The organism is Corynebacterium sp. HMSC08C04 (assembly GCF_001807495.1).
GTDB classification, from domain to species: domain Bacteria; phylum Actinomycetota; class Actinomycetes; order Mycobacteriales; family Mycobacteriaceae; genus Corynebacterium; species Corynebacterium simulans.
On sequence record NZ_KV789201.1, the window covers coordinates 61,404 to 76,348 of the forward strand.

Sequence of the window (14,945 nt, forward strand, 5' to 3'; positions counted from 1 at the left end):
CAAGGAGTAGGTAAGGAATAGGTACTGGATAACCAGCGCTACGCACGTGGGTCGAAGTATTCTTCGGCCCACGTCGTGGTGTAGAGTAGTCCGGAGTTAATTAATAAATTCTGAGAGGAACGATCCTATGATCTTGGCACTGGAAATCATCCTGGTGATTGCCGCGATCCTCATGTCCATCTTTGTGTTGCTGCACAAGGGCAAGGGCGGCGGACTTTCCAGCCTCTTCGGCGGCGGCGTCCAGTCCAACCTTTCTGGCTCCACCGTCGTGGAGAAGAACTTGGACCGCTACACCATCGTGATGGTTATCATCTGGTTGGCCTGCATCGTAGCGCTCAACCTGATCCAGGCATACGCCGTTTAAAGCCTAAGCAGGCTTAAAGAAAGGCCGCGCTTCCTTTACTTTTAAGGAAGCGCGGCCTTTTAATTTTTTGCTTATTCTTCGATTACCGTCGCGGCATCGTCGCTTAAGAAAAGAATGGTTTCGCTAGTGCCATGCGCACCGGCTGCAGGCCATTCGATGGCGGGGGAGCCAGCCACGATGTGGGAGGCTGCCTCAGCCTTTTCCTCACCGGAGACCAAGAACCACACACGCTCGGAGCGGTTAACCGCAGGCAGCGTCAGCGTGACTCGCTCTGCTGGTGGCTTGGGAGAGTCGGGGACTGCTACAACGAGGTCTTCTTGTTCCATTACTGCCTCAGAATGCGGGAACATGGAGTTGATGTGGCCCTCGCCGCCCATGCCGAGCAGGTGTAGGTCGAAGCCGTTAGGTGCGAATTCAGAAATCTCGCCCGCATAGGCCTTCGCCGCATGCTCCATGGCGATAGCACCCAAGTCGAGACCGTGAATGTGTTCTTCCGGAACGCCCGCTGCGTGCAGGAGTGCTGCACGGGCCTGGCCCTCATTGGAATCAGGATCGGAGACTGGAACATTGCGCTCATCACCAAAGAAGACGTGCACGCGGGTCCAATCGATGGCCAAGGCTGGGTAATCTTCACTCTGCTGCTTCGCAGCGGCATCGAGGCGAGCCAGCTCGCGCAGGGTTCCGATGCCGGCACCACCGCCGGTGAGAACAACGCGCGCCACGCCGTCGTTGTGAAGGCCGCCGCCCGGGGCCTGGACCGACGTGACTACGTCGATGAATTTGCGGGCGGCAGAGGATATGAGTTCGTCTACATCGCTTACGCGGTGAAGAGTGACCATGTGTGTTTGATCCTTAAAAGGGGTGTAAAAATAAAGATGTACGACTAACTGTAGTCCACGCGCGACAGTGCGCGAAGCGAGTGCGCATATGTCTTGTCAGAGTCGAGGTGGCGCAGGTCCTCAGAGAGGATTTCTGCCTGCGAACGCACGCTCAACGAGACCAGGGAATCCGGGGAACCCGGAACCTGTACACGGACGGTGCTAACGTCGACGACGTCGACTGTTACGTGTGAGGATACGCGGTTAAAGCGCAGGGAGTGGATAGGAAACGCCCCCGGCTCCGGAGCAGCCGTTGTTTTCCTGGTTACCGGAACACCCAGGGCGTCGACAAGCCAGCCCGCAGCAAAGTCAGCGGCCGGGCTTTCTGCCGCTCCGCAGATCTCCACGGACTCGACCGGCTCATGTGGGTGGCGGTCAAGCGCCGATGCTACGATGCCGCGCCACAGGGTAATGGCTGCCCAAGACATATCCGAGTCCCCCGGGGTATAGCCGCGGGAGAGCTGCATGAGCTCCTCATGGCTCGCCCCATCCCCGTAGGCCACGTTGGTGATCCGGCGCTGCGCCAGCTTGCCGATTGGGCTCTGCGCTGGATTAGCTGGGCACTTGGTGGGCCACCAAGCAACCAGTGGCGTATCCGGAAGCAGCAGCGGGATAACCACGGACTCGGACTGCTCAGCTAGGTCGCCGTGCAGGTGCATGACGACAATCTCCGAGGCACCAGCCTCACCGCCGACGCGCAGCTCGGCATCGAGGTGGGTTTCCTTGTCGCCGGAGCCGGCGATGACGACGAGCACGCGGGAGGGGTGCTCGTGCGAAGCGTCGCGAACGGAGGCTAGGATTCCCTCGATATCGTCGCCCTCGTTAGCGGCAACAATAAGTGTGAGCACGCGGCCAGTGGTCAGCGTGTAGTGCTCCTGCGCCTCAACGAGCTTCTTGGAGATCTTGCGGGTCGTGGTATCAGGCAATGGGATAATCATCGCTGTAGCCTCCTTAAGGGCGACGCCAGGTATGGCCCCGGCGGCGCAGCATCGTGTTGGCGGATTCAGGGCCCCAAGTGCCCGCTGGGTATTCTTCTGGCTGCCCGGCCTTGGCCCAATAGTCAAGAATTGGGTCGAGGATGGACCAGGAGAGCTCGACTTCCTCGTTGGTCGGGAAAAGCGAGGACTCGTCGAGCAAAGCATCGAGGATGAGGCGCTCATAAGCCTCAGGAGATTCCTCGGTGAAGGCCTCTGCGTAGGCGAAGTCCATGTTGACATCGCGGACTTCCATGGTGGAACCCGGCACCTTTGAACCGAAGCGCATTGTTACGCCCTCGTCTGGTTGGACGCGAATGACCACGGCATTCTGGCCGAGAGACTCTGCCTGACCGTTGTTGAACGGCTGGTGCGGGGCGGTCTTGAATACCAGTGCGATCTCGGTGACGCGGCGGCCGAGGCGTTTGCCGGTGCGCAGGTAGAAAGGCACACCGGCCCAGCGACGGGAGTTGACCTCAAGGGTGCAAGCTGCATAGGTCTCAGTGGTAGAAGCAGGATCGAATCCGTCCTCCTCACGCAGGCCCCGCACGTACTCGGAGCCCTGCCAACCTGCAGAATACTGGCCGCGGGCAGTGGTCTTGTTCAACGGGTGAACCGGCTGGGTCGCGCGCAAGACCTTGATCTTTTCCGCCTGCAGTGCCTCCGGTTCAAAGGAAGAAGGCTCTTCCATAGCTACGAGGGCGAGCAGCTGCAACAGGTGGTTCTGGATGACGTCGCGGGCGGCGCCGATGCCGTCATAGTAACCGGCGCGGCCTCCCAAGCCGATGTCCTCTGCCATAGTGATCTGCACATGGTCGATGTAGTGCGCATTCCACATCGGCTCGAAGATCTGGTTGGCAAAGCGCAGCGCCATAATGTTCTGGACGGTTTCCTTGCCAAGGTAGTGGTCAATGCGGAAGACGGAAGACTCCGGAAAGACCGCGTTGACAATCTCATTGAGTTCACGAGCAGATGCTTGGTCGTGGCCGAAAGGCTTTTCAATGATGACGCGGCGCCAAGAATCGTCAGCGCTGTTGGCCATGCCAACGCGCTCAAGCTGGTGGCAGATGCTGGAGAAGAACTCCGGTGGAACAGAAAGATAATAAGCCCAGTTGCCGCCGGTACCGCGGGAGGAATCTAGCTCCGCCAAGCGTGCGGACAGGGCGTCGAAGCCGGCGTCATCAAAAGCTCCGTGCACGAACTCGATGCCCTGCGCCAGGTGCTGCCAGACGTGCTCGTTGAACTTGGTACGGGCGCCTGCCTTGACTGCGCCCATCACGTAGTCGCAGAACTCTTGTTTGTTCCAGTCACGGCGGCCATAGCCCACCAAGGTGAAACCAGCGGGCAGGAGGCCGCGGTGTGCAAGGTCGTAAATGGCGGGTAGCAGTTTCTTATAAGCGAGGTCACCGGTTACACCGAAAATCACCATGCCCGAGGGACCGGCGATGCGCGGTAGGCGCTTGTCCTTCGCGTTGCGCAGTGGATTTACCCAGGCGCTCGATTCCGTCACAGGGGGTTCCTTTCCCAATTTAATTCTCCAGCGACACATTCTAGCGACAAGCGCCCCGCCGAGGTTAGTCAGCGGGGCGCGCGGCCAAAGAGGCGGCCGCAGCTACAGGCGAGCGGCCATCGATTCCAGAAGTTCTTCCCAAGCGGCGACGAACTTATCGACGCCCTCTTTTTCCAGGACTGCGAAGACATCGTCGAAGTCGATACCGAGTTCTGCCAGCTCGGTGAAGACGGCTTCTGCCTGCTCGGTGGAATCGCTTAGGGTATCACCGTGCAAGTTGCCTTCTGCTAGCACTGCGTCGATAGTTTTTTCCGGCATGGTGTTGACCGTGTGCGGGCCAGCCAACTCGGAAACGTACAAGGTAGCGGGGTAGTCGGGGTTCTTAACGCCCGTCGACGCCCACAGCGGGCGCTGCACATTCGCTCCTGCGGGAAGATCGCCTGCCTCCAGCAGCTCCTTCTTGAACAGGGCGTAGGCGCGCTGGGCATTGGCGACGCCCGCCTTGCCGCGCGCTGCCAAGGCAGCATCGCTTCCGATTGCCTCGAGGCGCTTGTCGACTTCGCTGTCCAAACGGGAGACGAAGAAGGAAGCCACGGAGTGAATCTTGGAAACGTCGTGGCCGGCCTCCTCGGCGCGGCGCAGGCCCTTCTTGAAGGTGTCGATGACTTCACCGTAGCGCTCGACGGAGAAGATCAAGGTGACGTTGACGGAGATGCCATCGGCAAGCGCGTCAGCGATGGCCGGAAGGGAACCCTCGGTGGCTGGAACCTTGATCATCAGGTTCGGACGGTTAACGCGCGCCCACAGCTCGCGTGCCTGCTGGATGGTGGCCTCGGCATCGGCGGAGATGCGGGGATCGACCTCGATGGAAACGCGCCCGTCGCGGCCTAAAGATGCCTCGTAGATTCCTGCGAACATATCGCATGCGCGGGCAACATCCTCGATGGCAAGGGCATAGACGGCGTCGTCAGCCTTTGCTCCCTCTTCCTTAAGCTGCGCAATCGCGGCATCGTAAGCGGTGCCCTTGGACATCGCAGCGGCGAAGATGGCCGGGTTTGTGGTGACACCCACGATGGACTTGGAGGAGATGATCTCCTCGAGGTTGCCGGAGTCTAGGCGCTCGCGGGAAAGATCGTCCAACCAGGTAGAGGTACCGAGTTGAGCGAGTTCATCAATATGCGACATGTTTTCCTTACTTGCTAGCGGTGATGGATTCGTGGGCGGCGTTGACTACGGCTTCGGTGGTGATGCCAAACTTCTCGAAGAGCTCGCCGGCTGGGGCAGAAGCGCCGAAGTGCTCGAGGGAGACATTGCGGCCGAAGGTGCCGGTGTACTTGTACCAAGGCATTGCGAGAGCAGCCTCGACGGAGACGCGGGCGCGGACTGCGGAAGGCAGCACGGACTCGCGGTAGGCATCGTCCTGCTCGTCGAACCATTCCAGGCATGGCGCAGAGACAACGCGGGTGGCGGTGCCTTCTGCTTCGAGCTGCTTTGCGGCCTCGACAGCCAGCTGCACCTCGGAGCCGGTGGCCAGCAGGATGACGTCTGGGGTTTCCTTGGATGCTTCTACCAAGACGTAGGCGCCACGACGTACGCCCTCGGCTGCCTTTTCCTTGGTGCCGGCAAGCACCGGCAGGTTCTGGCGGGAAAGCGCAAGGCCCTTTGGAGCTGCCTTGTACTCGAAGGCGGCGGCCCAAGCCTGCGCAGTCTCGTTGGCGTCGGCTGGGCGGATGACCGAGAGATTCGGGATTGCACGCAGGGCGGCCAAGGTCTCGACCGGCTGGTGGGTTGGGCCATCCTCGCCCAAGCCAATGGAGTCGTGGGTCCAGACGTAGTAGGTATCGGTGGACATCAAGGCACCGAGACGGACGGCCGGATACTGATACTCGGAGAAGATCAGGAAGGTGCCGCCGTAAACGCGGGTGTTGCCGTGCAGCGCGATGCCGTTCATGATTGCGGACATCGCGTGCTCGCGAATACCGAAGTGGAGGTTGCGGCCGTAAGGCTTAGCATCCCAAGCGCCGGTGGTGATGGACTCAGGGCCGAAGGAATGGGCGCCCTTGATGACGGTGTTGTTGGAGCCAGCCAGGTCGGCGGAACCGCCCCACATCTCCGGAACTGCAGCAGCCAGTGCCTGGATGGTGGCCTCAGAGGCCTTTCGGGTAGCGATGGAATCGCCCTCATCCCATTCCGGTAATTCTGCTGCGAAGTTCTCCGGCAGCTTACGTGCCTGCATACGGTCGAAGAGTGCCTTGCCCTCTGGGCTTGCGGCAGCCCAAGCGTCGAACTTTTCCTGCCACTTAGCGTGCGCCTCTGCGCCGCGCTCACGCAGCTTGCGGGTGTGGGTTATTACCTCGTCGGAGACCTCGAAAGTCTTTTCTGGATCGAAGCCCAGAACTTCCTTGGTGGCGGCAACCTCTTCATCACCTAGCGCAGCGCCGTGCACGCCGCCGGTGTTCATTTTGTTTGGTGCCGGGTAACCGATGACGGTCTTGACGCGGATGAAAGATGGGCGCTCGGTTTCCTCGCGGGCGGCCTGTGCAGCGGCCTCGAGTGCTACGACGTCTTCACCGGACTCGACGGTCTGGACGTGCCAGCCGTAGGCCTCGTAGCGCGCGACGACGTCCTCGTTGAAGGCGATGTTCGTATCGTCCTCGATGGAGATGCGGTTGTCATCCCAGAAGACGATGAGGTTGCCCAGCTTCTGGGTGCCCGCCAGCGAGGAAGCCTCGGCGGTAACGCCTTCTTGCAGGTCGCCATCAGAGGAGATGACGTAAACGAAGTGATCGAACGGGGACTCGCCGGCCGGGGCTGCGGCGTCGAAAAGCCCGCGTTCCTTGCGGGCCGCCATGGCCATGCCGACTGCGGAAGCCAAACCCTGGCCGAGCGGGCCGGTGGTAATCTCCACGCCGTCGGTGTGGTTGACCTCCGGGTGGCCTGGCGTCAGCGAACCCCAGGTACGTAGAGATTTGAGGTCGTCCAGCTCCAAGCCGAAGCCGCCCAAGTAAAGCTGGATGTACTGCGTCAGCGAGGAGTGACCAACTGAAAGAACGAAACGGTCGCGGCCGGCCCACTTCACATCGTTCGGGTCATGATTGATGACGCGCTGGTACAGGGTATAAGCCAGCGGTGCCAGGGACATCGCGGTGCCTGGGTGCCCAGACCCGCACTTTTGGACAGCATCTGCTGCGAGAACGCGGACGGTGTCGACCGCGCGAGTATCCACATCAGTCCAGTCAGCCGGATAACGGCGCTCGACCATGGCTTGCAACTCTGGGGTCAGCTTTTCTTGCGACACTGGGGACGCCCCTTACTTTGTGGATCGGTTGATTATTGACCCCTCAAGTCTAGATGTTTTGATTAACGGGTGGTGGATTGTCACGGATTGTGGTGGATTATCTAAAACGGTCCAAGAAACTGTAGGCTGGCATGGTTAAGAAGCCTTGGTTAAAGGCGGGGGAACTTTCTAACCCCCGAAGCCGACAACTAATTTGCGGCCATAACCAGGCGGCCACAAAAAGTTACCCCGCGCCAGATACTGGAGGAATATTCCTTGGAGACGTTAAAGGCCTATTTTGCGCTGACGAAGCCGAGGATCATTGAGCTTTTGCTAGTCGCTGCAATTCCGGCGATGCTCCAAGCGCAGCGTGGTGTTGAATCCGTCACGGATAACTTCTGGCTAATCCTTTCCACCATCTTCGGCGGCTGGATGGGCGCTGCGGCTGCCCACACCTTCAACAATGTGGTGGACTATGAGATTGACCAGAAAATGCAGCGCACCCGCGCCAGGCCGCTCGTGCGTGCGAGTATCTCGCGCCGCAATGCTGCCATCTTTGCGTGGGTGATGTTGGCGCTTTCGGTCTTCTGGCTGGGCGTTCTGGCGCACTCCTGGCTGGCAGCGTTCTTCGTCATCCTGACTAACTTCTTCTATGTCTTCGTCTATACGAAGTTTTTGAAGATGCGCAATTCCCAAAACATCGTCTGGGGCGGCCTCGCTGGCTGTATGCCGGCGATGGTGGGTTGGGCAGTAATCCGTGACAATGCCCCTGCTGGTGAGCCCGATAAGTGGTGGCAGGCCATCGTGCTGTTCCTTATTATCTTCTTTTGGACACCGCCACATACGTGGGCACTGGCAATGAAGTACAAGGAGGACTACCGCAAGGCAGGCGTTCCGATGCTTCCGGTAGTCGCCCCTGAGGTCGAGGTAACCCGCCAGATTGTCTGGTACACAGTCGGTACGCTCATCGTGACCTTCCTGATCATCCCTGCTGCCTCGTGGATCTACTTGGTGGCTGCAGTTGGTTCCGGCGCCGTCTTCTTGTGGATTGCCATTGCACTCCACCGCGGCGTCAAGCAGGGCGAAAAGGTCAAGCCCATGCGCTTGTTCATCTACTCCAACAACTACCTGTCGGTCTTGTTCATCGGCCTATCTATCGACGCCGTGCTGGGCTGGGAATCCATCGGCAGCATGCTTGGCTGGTCGACGGCCTGGTTCTAACACAATCAGCCAACTTGGTGGGCCAGAAGGTGAACTAGAACAAGCGGCAATAAACTAGCCTAGTTATCCTCGCGCACTCTTAAGACGATAGAACCGGTGGTCTTGCGCTCTTGGAGATCGCGATGGGCCTGTGCTGCTTCTGCAAGTGGGTAGGACGCTGAGACGTTGAAGACTACGTCGCCGTCGGTTACCGCCTGAACGACTGCTTGGGCGCGCATTTGGAACTCGCCTTCTTGGGAGGTCCATGCACCCAGAGAAGGCCGAGTCAAAAAGATCGAGCCGTGCTTGTTGAGCAGCTGTGGATCCATCGGAGGAACCGGACCGGAGGCCGCGCCAAAAAGTGCCACGGTGCCGCGTGGGCGCACCACTTCGAGCGACTCCATGAAGGTATCCTTGCCGACGCCGTCGTAGACAACGTCCACACCGAAACCACCGTTGAAGCGGCGAACCTGCTCAGCAAGACCTTCGCCGTAGCGGAACACTTGGTCAGCGCCAGCCTCGTATGACAAGGCTTCCTTTTCATCGGTCGAGACTACCGTGTAAACCGTGGCACCGGCTGCCTTAGCCATTTGGGTGAGGATAAGCCCCACGCCTCCTGCGCCTGCGGTGATAAGGCAGGAGGCGCCCTCGCCGAGCTGGTACACGCCATTCGCCAGGTAATGAGCGGTCATTCCCTGCAGGAGCATGGAACCGGCTACCTCAGGCGGGAAGTCATCGGGGACCGCAACGATGCGGTCGCGCGGCACGCATACTTGCTCCGCATAGGAGCCGAAAGCGTGGTCCCAAGCCACCATGGTGCCCTCGGCGATTTCGCCCTTTGGATCGTGGACCACGCGACCAGTGCCCTCGAGGCCGAGGATGAAAGGAGGCGTGGCGCTGTAGATGCCTTCGCGGTAATAGGTGTCGATGTAGTTGACACCGGCCACGATTACGTCGACAAGCAGCTGATCCTCGGTAGGCGTGGGTGCCGAAGTCTCTACATACTCGAGGACCTCTGGGCCACCTTTGTGGTTGACCTGAATTGCGTACATGCTTCAAGGCTATCGCAGCTACTCGCATACATGCAGGAAAACCGCTCCACCGAACGGCACCAAGGCCAGTTCGAAGAGGTGGAGCGGTTCCGCGGAAGACTGTGAGGGCTCGGGAGTCTATATCCTTTTTGAGCTTTACTTAGCTAGTGCTGCCTGCCGCGCAGCGAATTTTTCTTCGGCTGCTGGGGAGCCAGTTTTTAGGCCCGCTGTGCCGTTGACGCGGCGAACACCATGCGCCCATAGGAGAGCGGTGAATGCGGTGACTACGGAAGACATGCCGATGTGGATTGGCACCGTCCAGCGCGGGATGTGCATGTAGAACTGGGCGACGCCGATACCCCATTGGATGAGAATGCAGGCGATGAGCATCCACGCGGCCTTCTTGACCAAAGCTGGTGCTTGAACGCGGTAAAGCATGAAGACCACAATGACGGTGAGGATCAGGTAGGCGTACATGCAAATCGCATGAGCCACGGCCATCATCTCGGTATCGACGTTGAGGCGCCCTTCCATGCCGACGCCATCGTCGCCAGAGTGGACACCAGAGCCGGTGACCATGGTGCCGGTGGTGAGAACCACGGCGAGGGCAATGGATGCCATCGCGGCCAACACGCGGATGGCCTGCGGGAAGATCTGGGTACGCACGCCGTCGTCAGGCTCAAGGATGCGGGAGTAAAGCATTGCAGCCAACCAGACGAGAACCATCGATGGCAGGAAGTGCAGCGCCACGGCCCACCAGTTGAGCTTCAATAAAACGGAGATGGCGCCGATGATTGCCTGAACCACGATGCCGGCCAAGTTCAACCACGCGTAAACCTTCAACTCAGTGCGGCGGCGCGCCATATGCATCGCCATGATGGCAGCCACTGCGGCGGCCGTGACGACGAAGGTAAGTAGGCGGTTACCGAACTCGATGAGTTGGTGGATCCACGGTGCTGCGCCGGAGAGAGGAACAAGCGAGCCCGGGTGGCACTCGGGCCAGGTGATGCAGCCAAGGCCGGAACCAGTAACGCGCACAATGGCGCCGGATACGGTAATGCCGCCTTGGCAGACAAGCAGAATCATCGCGATGAAACGCTGCGCCTTGATGGCGGGCGTCGCCTCGCGGAAAAACGTAGATACTTTGTTACCGGAATTCACGTTAAAAAGACTACCGCTCGGACAGGCTCGGAACGAAACCCCGAATGCCTGCGGGAGCGAAAAAGATAAAAGTCACATTTGCTGCCAGAAATGGAACTTTTTCGCGGTTGCATTTCGCAGTTTCCAAATGGTGAGGTCGACTTGGTGAGGTGAGGCTACACCAGTCTCAGCGCAATACTCGGGTCACAGCTGTTACGGGGTGACCTCACCATTTGCAGATGTGGGCCCTCACCAAACGGTTCAAGCCCGCGTGGTGCAGTCAGGTGCGCGATTAGCCCTCGAAGCGGAACCAGCGCACCGCTGCGAAGGAGGCGGCGCCGGCCCAGGCGAGGAGCACGAGTAGTTCCTGCCAGGGGAGGGTGTGGTTGAGGGCGTCGGCAAGCGCGCTTGCCATCGCGACCGTGGGCACCACGGTAAGGATGCCGTCATTGCTCAAGCCTTGGGTGTACATGGCCCAGCCCACGACTCCCATCAGAATGAACCAGATGAGGTTCGCAACCGCGAGGACTACCTCGGAACTTAAAGTACCGCCGAGGAGCAGGCCGAGCGCGGTGAAGGCGCACACGCCCAGGATGAGGGTGATAAGCCCCAGCAAGATGCCGCCAAGGCTAGCCCGAAGGCCAAGCAGGAAGGCAACGCCGCCGAGGACGAGGACTTGGACCGCGACCATTGAGAAGACAGCGGCAATCTTGCCCACGATGATGGTCCAGGCCGGGACGCCGGAGGCGCCAGTTCGCTTCAGTGCGCCGTAGCGGCGGTCAAAGGCCAGCGCAATGGCTTGGCCGGTAAAGCCGGAGCTTGTGGCCGCCACCGCCAAGACCATAGGGAATATTTCCTTCAGGCCGTGGCCGGTAATGTGCTCCATCCGTGCCGCGCCAATCAAAATGGCTAGGGGAATGACGATGCTGAGCAGTTGCTGCTCACCGTGGCGCAGCATGAGTTTGGACTCGATTAGGCCCTGAGCTCGTGCCATGGTCCAGACGCTGGCACGCTGCGGGTGAGGCTGAAAGGTTCCCGGTTCGAAACGCGTCATGATTACTCCTTAGCTGCGCAGCTCGCGGCCGGTGATGTCGAGGAAGACGTCCTCAAGGTTGCGGTGGGTGGTGTCCAGGTTGCGTAAGGTAACGCCTTGCTGGGCAAGCTCCTGGGCCAGGCGGGCGATGACGTCTGGGGTAGCCGGGGTTTCCACGCGGTAATGCAGTGGGCGGGTGGCCTCAGTGGGCAGCCCTGCCGCGTTGAGCGCGTTAAGGTCCACCTCGGTGGCTGTCTCGAAAGTGATGAGCGGTGAGCCCGTGGATTCCATGAGCTCTGCCGTTGTACCCTGCGCCACCATGTGCCCGTGGTCCACGATGACAACGTGGTCAGCCAAAGCCTCGGCCTCGTCCATCAGGTGGGTGGTCAGAACGGTGGTTACTCCGTCATTGCGGAGCGCGCGGATGAGATCCCACACGGCCAAGCGGGATTGGGCGTCGAGTCCTGCAGTTGGTTCATCGAGGAAGACCAACTCCGGGCGGCCGATGATTGCCAGCGCTAGGGACAGGCGCTGTTGCTGGCCACCGGAGAGGCGCCGATAAGTGTTTTTCTCCACTCCTTTAAGCCCCAGCTGTTCAATCAGCCAGTCGGGATCGAGCGGGTTTGCACTGTACTTGGCGCTGAGCTGTAGCATCTCGCGTACGCGGATGCCAGAGTAGGAACCGCCGCCCTGGAGCATGATGCCGATGCGCTCGCGCACGGCGTCGGGATCGGTGCTGGGATTAAGGCCCAAGACGCGGATGCTTCCCGACGTCGGCTTCTTAAAGCCCTCACACATCTCGATGGTGGTGGTTTTGCCGGCGCCGTTAGGTCCAAGCAGGCACAGCATCTCGCCGCGTTCTACGCGGAAGCTGAGCCCGTCGACGGCCCGTTTATCGCCGTAGGACTTGACCACGTTGCTGAGCTCTAGCGCTGGTGCTCCATCGAAAGTTGCATTCACGAGTGCCTAGTTTAGGACACTGATTCGCGAACGGCGTAATAGCACCATCCACAGTCCCATGACCACGAGATAAGTCACGATAGCTGCGGTATAAATGACCACGATTGTGCCGGGCGGTAGGCCAAGGCCGCGAGGGAGCACGAAGAAACTCATCGCCGCAGAATATATAACCACCGTGATCCGGAAGATGAGACGGTTGGCCCACGCCGCCAAGGGCAGCACGGCCCACAGGATGTACCACGGGTGGACCACTGGGAAGAAGATGACCAGCACCAAGGTGGCGATGCCGAGGCCGCCTACCGGGTGGATGCTGCCACGATATGTGGCTAGCAACATACGCAGCATGAAACCGGCTGCGATGATAACACCGATGGTACGGGTGAAAGTGAGGATGGCGTCGGTGTGATCGCCCAAACCTAAGAGCATTCCGAGGAAGCCAGCACTGACGCCGACTGCAGTACTAGAGGACAACCACGAGCGGATGGATGCTGCGCCGCCTTGCCCGGTTATCCAGCCAAGCCCGATTCCGGAAGTCAGCGTGACAAGGGCAATTGCGGCCAACAGGATGAAAAACTGCAGGGCGACGGCGCTACCGATGGCGCGTGGGGTGGAGTATCCGCGGCGGATGAATAGCACGCGGGCGAGCGCCATTCCAACGAATCCCAGCCCGATGAAGCCCGTAACCTTGACCATTCCGGCGCATGAAATGAGCAATCCCGAGCATAAAAAGTACAGCCACGCCGGAGCGCCGCCTAGGCAGTCGACGCCGCGCAGGCCGAGCTCGACGCCGACCAAGGCCAATCCCAACATGACCGATTCATTGTGGATGCCGCCTACCAGGTGCAACGTGGTCAGCGGGTTGAGGATGCCCAACCACAGTGCGGACTCGGGCGAGACTCGACAACGGATAGCCAACTGCGAGATGGCCCAGCCGGCGGCGATTATGCCGGCTAGCGAAAGCAGCCGGTGTGCGATAACCCCCAAGATGATTGAATTGCCGGTGAGCAGGCTGACTATCCCGGCCAACCCGAGTGCGACGGGGCCATAAGGTGAGGGCGAGTTAGCCCAGATGAAGGGGACCGAGCGAGCCAAAGGATCGGCTGAACCGAGGAGCTCCACCGGGCCCCCAGAGTATGGGTCGAGGCCCTGGGTGACGATGGAGCCGTTGGCCAGATAGGAATAAATGTCCTGGGTAAAAAGGGGCGCAGTGAAAACAAGTGGGATAACCCAACCAGCCCAGGTACGCCAGAGCTGGCTTTCAGTAACCAACCGGCGCGGCCGCGAATGCTCGCCATTGCTTTCGGTGTTGCGGAGAGGCGTTCCAACAAACGGGGCCATGAGCACCCATGCGGTGACCATCAGGCCTACGCCGCAGAAGACGAGGGCAGAAGCCGATTGCAACATGCGCGACATCAATGAGCCGAAGGGCACGTTGTCATAGGGGTTGCCTACTACGGGCAGTGCGCCGGCCCCAAGGCCGCCGACGGCGATGAGGATGGCACCCAGCGTGCCCATCCATCGCAGCACAAAGAAGGCACGCAGCTGGGCGATGGTGGTACGCGGGCGAGCGGCGTCTTCATCTGGCAGAAGGTCGTAGAGTGCGCCGGGCAGGGAGCCGGGTGCATCTTCGCTATTTCCATCGGCATGCAGCTGCGCGGAACGCGATCCCGCACTGCCAAGACGCGGGAGATCCTGGCGGATACCCGTGAGGAAAGCAGTGAGGCGTTGTTTCATAAATGTTTACTCTAGCGGGCCGCCAATTGGCTTGGGGGTGAGGGCTCGCCACGCCGGGTACCTGCGTTGGTGGAAATTGGGAATGAATTAGGGAACACTAGTGTTGTCTAAAAATAGTCGTTCGCTTTCAAGACGGGAGGTGTAGCAGATGGTCCCAGAAAAGGAGACCAGGACCACTGAAGGCGATACCCGCCGCCAGGTCATGCTTCTCCTCCTTAAGGATGGGCCGGTTACGGCCTCGTATCTTGGCGAGCGCCTAGGTCTTTCGGCCGCCGGTATCCGCCGGCACTTAGACATTCTGGTGGAAGAAGAGCTCACGGAGGTGGTCCAGCGTAAGTCGCTCGCGGCTGGCCGCGGCCGCCCCGCCAAGCATTTCCGCCTCACAGACCGCGGGCGTGCACAATTCGGGCATGCCTACGACGCGCTGGCTTCCGATGCCCTGAACGCCCTAAGGGCGGCAGGTGGAGCCGAGGCCGTGCGCAGTTTTGCAAAGGCCCGCTTTGAAAAGCTCCTTGAGGACGTGCACCCGCTTATCGGGGAAGATGAGTCCGTAGAGGAAGTGGCCCAAAAGTTGGCTGCTGTCTTGGACGAACATGGCTATGCCGCGACCGTCAACAGTGCCGGTTTTGGTGTGCAGATTTGCCAGCACCATTGCCCAGTCGCCCATGTGGCTGCAGAGCATCCGGAACTATGTGAGGCTGAACAGGAAGTCTTTTCTGCCCTGTTAGGTAAACACGTGCAGCCCTTGGCTTCTATTGCAGATGGCCATGGAATCTGCACCACAAACATCCCCTTGACATCGGTTAACCAAGACCGGGAAACAAAGCATTAGACGAAAGGAGCG

The 14,945-nt window shown here is 60.0% G+C and carries 13 protein-coding genes; 3 read left to right on the forward strand and 10 right to left on the reverse strand.

Features of this window, described 5'->3' with window-relative positions; all coding sequences use genetic code 11:
• Positions 1 to 127 precede the first annotated feature (127 nt).
• Entirely contained in the window at positions 128 to 364 is a 237-nt protein-coding gene (secG, locus tag HMPREF3169_RS02625; protein ID WP_061922327.1) for a preprotein translocase subunit SecG, read from the forward strand.
• A gap of 71 nt (positions 365 to 435) precedes the next feature.
• Here secG and pgl read toward each other — a convergent pair whose 3' ends face one another.
• The 5 genes from pgl to tkt all read right to left on the reverse strand — a co-directional run bounded on the left by pgl (position 436) and on the right by tkt (position 6,988).
• On the reverse strand, positions 436 to 1,203 hold the full coding sequence (pgl, locus tag HMPREF3169_RS02630; protein WP_061922330.1) for a 6-phosphogluconolactonase: 768 nt from the start codon (positions 1,201 to 1,203) through the stop codon (positions 436 to 438).
• Between the two features lie 44 nt (positions 1,204 to 1,247).
• Positions 1,248 to 2,180 carry a glucose-6-phosphate dehydrogenase assembly protein OpcA gene (locus HMPREF3169_RS02635; RefSeq protein ID WP_061922333.1) on the reverse strand — a complete coding sequence of 311 codons (933 nt, stop codon included), beginning with the start codon at positions 2,178 to 2,180 and terminating at the stop codon, positions 1,248 to 1,250.
• A gap of 13 nt (positions 2,181 to 2,193) precedes the next feature.
• A complete protein-coding gene (zwf, locus tag HMPREF3169_RS02640) occupies positions 2,194 to 3,726 on the reverse strand; it encodes a glucose-6-phosphate dehydrogenase (protein ID WP_148132093.1) in 1,533 nt (510 codons plus the stop codon).
• A 102-nt stretch (positions 3,727 to 3,828) separates the two neighbouring features.
• Positions 3,829 to 4,911: a transaldolase gene (tal, locus tag HMPREF3169_RS02645; RefSeq protein WP_061922337.1), complete on the reverse strand. Its 1,083-nt coding sequence runs from the start codon at positions 4,909 to 4,911 to the stop codon at positions 3,829 to 3,831.
• A gap of 7 nt (positions 4,912 to 4,918) precedes the next feature.
• On the reverse strand, positions 4,919 to 6,988 hold the full coding sequence (gene tkt, locus HMPREF3169_RS02650; protein ID WP_201040697.1) for a transketolase: 2,070 nt from the start codon (positions 6,986 to 6,988) through the stop codon (positions 4,919 to 4,921).
• 276 nt (positions 6,989 to 7,264) lie between these two features.
• Here tkt and HMPREF3169_RS02655 point away from each other — a divergent pair, with 276 nt between their 5' ends.
• The gene (locus HMPREF3169_RS02655; RefSeq protein ID WP_275437049.1) at positions 7,265 to 8,224 is read left to right on the forward strand and encodes a heme o synthase; all 960 of its coding nucleotides are present in this window, start codon (positions 7,265 to 7,267) and stop codon (positions 8,222 to 8,224) included.
• A gap of 59 nt (positions 8,225 to 8,283) precedes the next feature.
• Here HMPREF3169_RS02655 and HMPREF3169_RS02660 read toward each other — a convergent pair whose 3' ends face one another.
• The 5 genes from HMPREF3169_RS02660 to mptB all read right to left on the reverse strand — a co-directional run bounded on the left by HMPREF3169_RS02660 (position 8,284) and on the right by mptB (position 14,101).
• Complete coding sequence (locus HMPREF3169_RS02660) at positions 8,284 to 9,255, reverse strand: quinone oxidoreductase family protein (protein WP_061922346.1); 972 nt, start codon at positions 9,253 to 9,255, stop codon at positions 8,284 to 8,286.
• A 135-nt stretch (positions 9,256 to 9,390) separates the two neighbouring features.
• Positions 9,391 to 10,395 (reverse strand): COX15/CtaA family protein, encoded by a 1,005-nt coding sequence (locus tag HMPREF3169_RS02665; RefSeq protein WP_061922350.1) that lies wholly within the window; start codon positions 10,393 to 10,395, stop codon positions 9,391 to 9,393.
• Positions 10,396 to 10,666: 271 nt separating this feature from the next.
• A complete protein-coding gene (locus tag HMPREF3169_RS02670; protein ID WP_061922353.1) occupies positions 10,667 to 11,428 on the reverse strand; it encodes an ABC transporter permease in 762 nt (253 codons plus the stop codon).
• Positions 11,429 to 11,437: 9 nt separating this feature from the next.
• A complete protein-coding gene (locus HMPREF3169_RS02675) occupies positions 11,438 to 12,367 on the reverse strand; it encodes an ABC transporter ATP-binding protein (protein ID WP_061922357.1) in 930 nt (309 codons plus the stop codon).
• 6 nt (positions 12,368 to 12,373) lie between these two features.
• Positions 12,374 to 14,101, reverse strand: coding sequence for a polyprenol phosphomannose-dependent alpha 1,6 mannosyltransferase MptB (gene mptB / locus HMPREF3169_RS02680; RefSeq protein WP_070432911.1), 1,728 nt, complete (start codon positions 14,099 to 14,101; stop codon positions 12,374 to 12,376).
• A 148-nt stretch (positions 14,102 to 14,249) separates the two neighbouring features.
• Here mptB and HMPREF3169_RS02685 point away from each other — a divergent pair, with 148 nt between their 5' ends.
• A complete protein-coding gene (locus HMPREF3169_RS02685; protein ID WP_070455616.1) occupies positions 14,250 to 14,933 on the forward strand; it encodes a helix-turn-helix transcriptional regulator in 684 nt (227 codons plus the stop codon).
• Positions 14,934 to 14,945 lie beyond the last annotated feature (12 nt).

Excerpts from the sequence above, each read along its gene's own strand:
- pgl (WP_061922330.1), bottom strand. The coding sequence starts at position 1,203 with ATGGTCACTCTTCACCGCGTAAGCGATGTAGACGAACTCATATCCTCT.
- mptB (WP_070432911.1), bottom strand. The coding sequence starts at position 14,101 with ATGAAACAACGCCTCACTGCTTTCCTCACGGGTATCCGCCAGGATCTC.
- HMPREF3169_RS02660 (WP_061922346.1), bottom strand. The coding sequence starts at position 9,255 with ATGTACGCAATTCAGGTCAACCACAAAGGTGGCCCAGAGGTCCTCGAG.
- HMPREF3169_RS02685 (WP_070455616.1), top strand. The coding sequence starts at position 14,250 with ATGGTCCCAGAAAAGGAGACCAGGACCACTGAAGGCGATACCCGCCGC.
- secG (WP_061922327.1), top strand. The coding sequence starts at position 128 with ATGATCTTGGCACTGGAAATCATCCTGGTGATTGCCGCGATCCTCATG.
- tal (WP_061922337.1), bottom strand. The coding sequence starts at position 4,911 with ATGTCGCATATTGATGAACTCGCTCAACTCGGTACCTCTACCTGGTTG.
- HMPREF3169_RS02635 (WP_061922333.1), bottom strand. The coding sequence starts at position 2,180 with ATGATTATCCCATTGCCTGATACCACGACCCGCAAGATCTCCAAGAAG.
- HMPREF3169_RS02670 (WP_061922353.1), bottom strand. The coding sequence starts at position 11,428 with ATGACGCGTTTCGAACCGGGAACCTTTCAGCCTCACCCGCAGCGTGCC.
- tkt (WP_201040697.1), bottom strand. The coding sequence starts at position 6,988 with ATGGTCGAGCGCCGTTATCCGGCTGACTGGACTGATGTGGATACTCGC.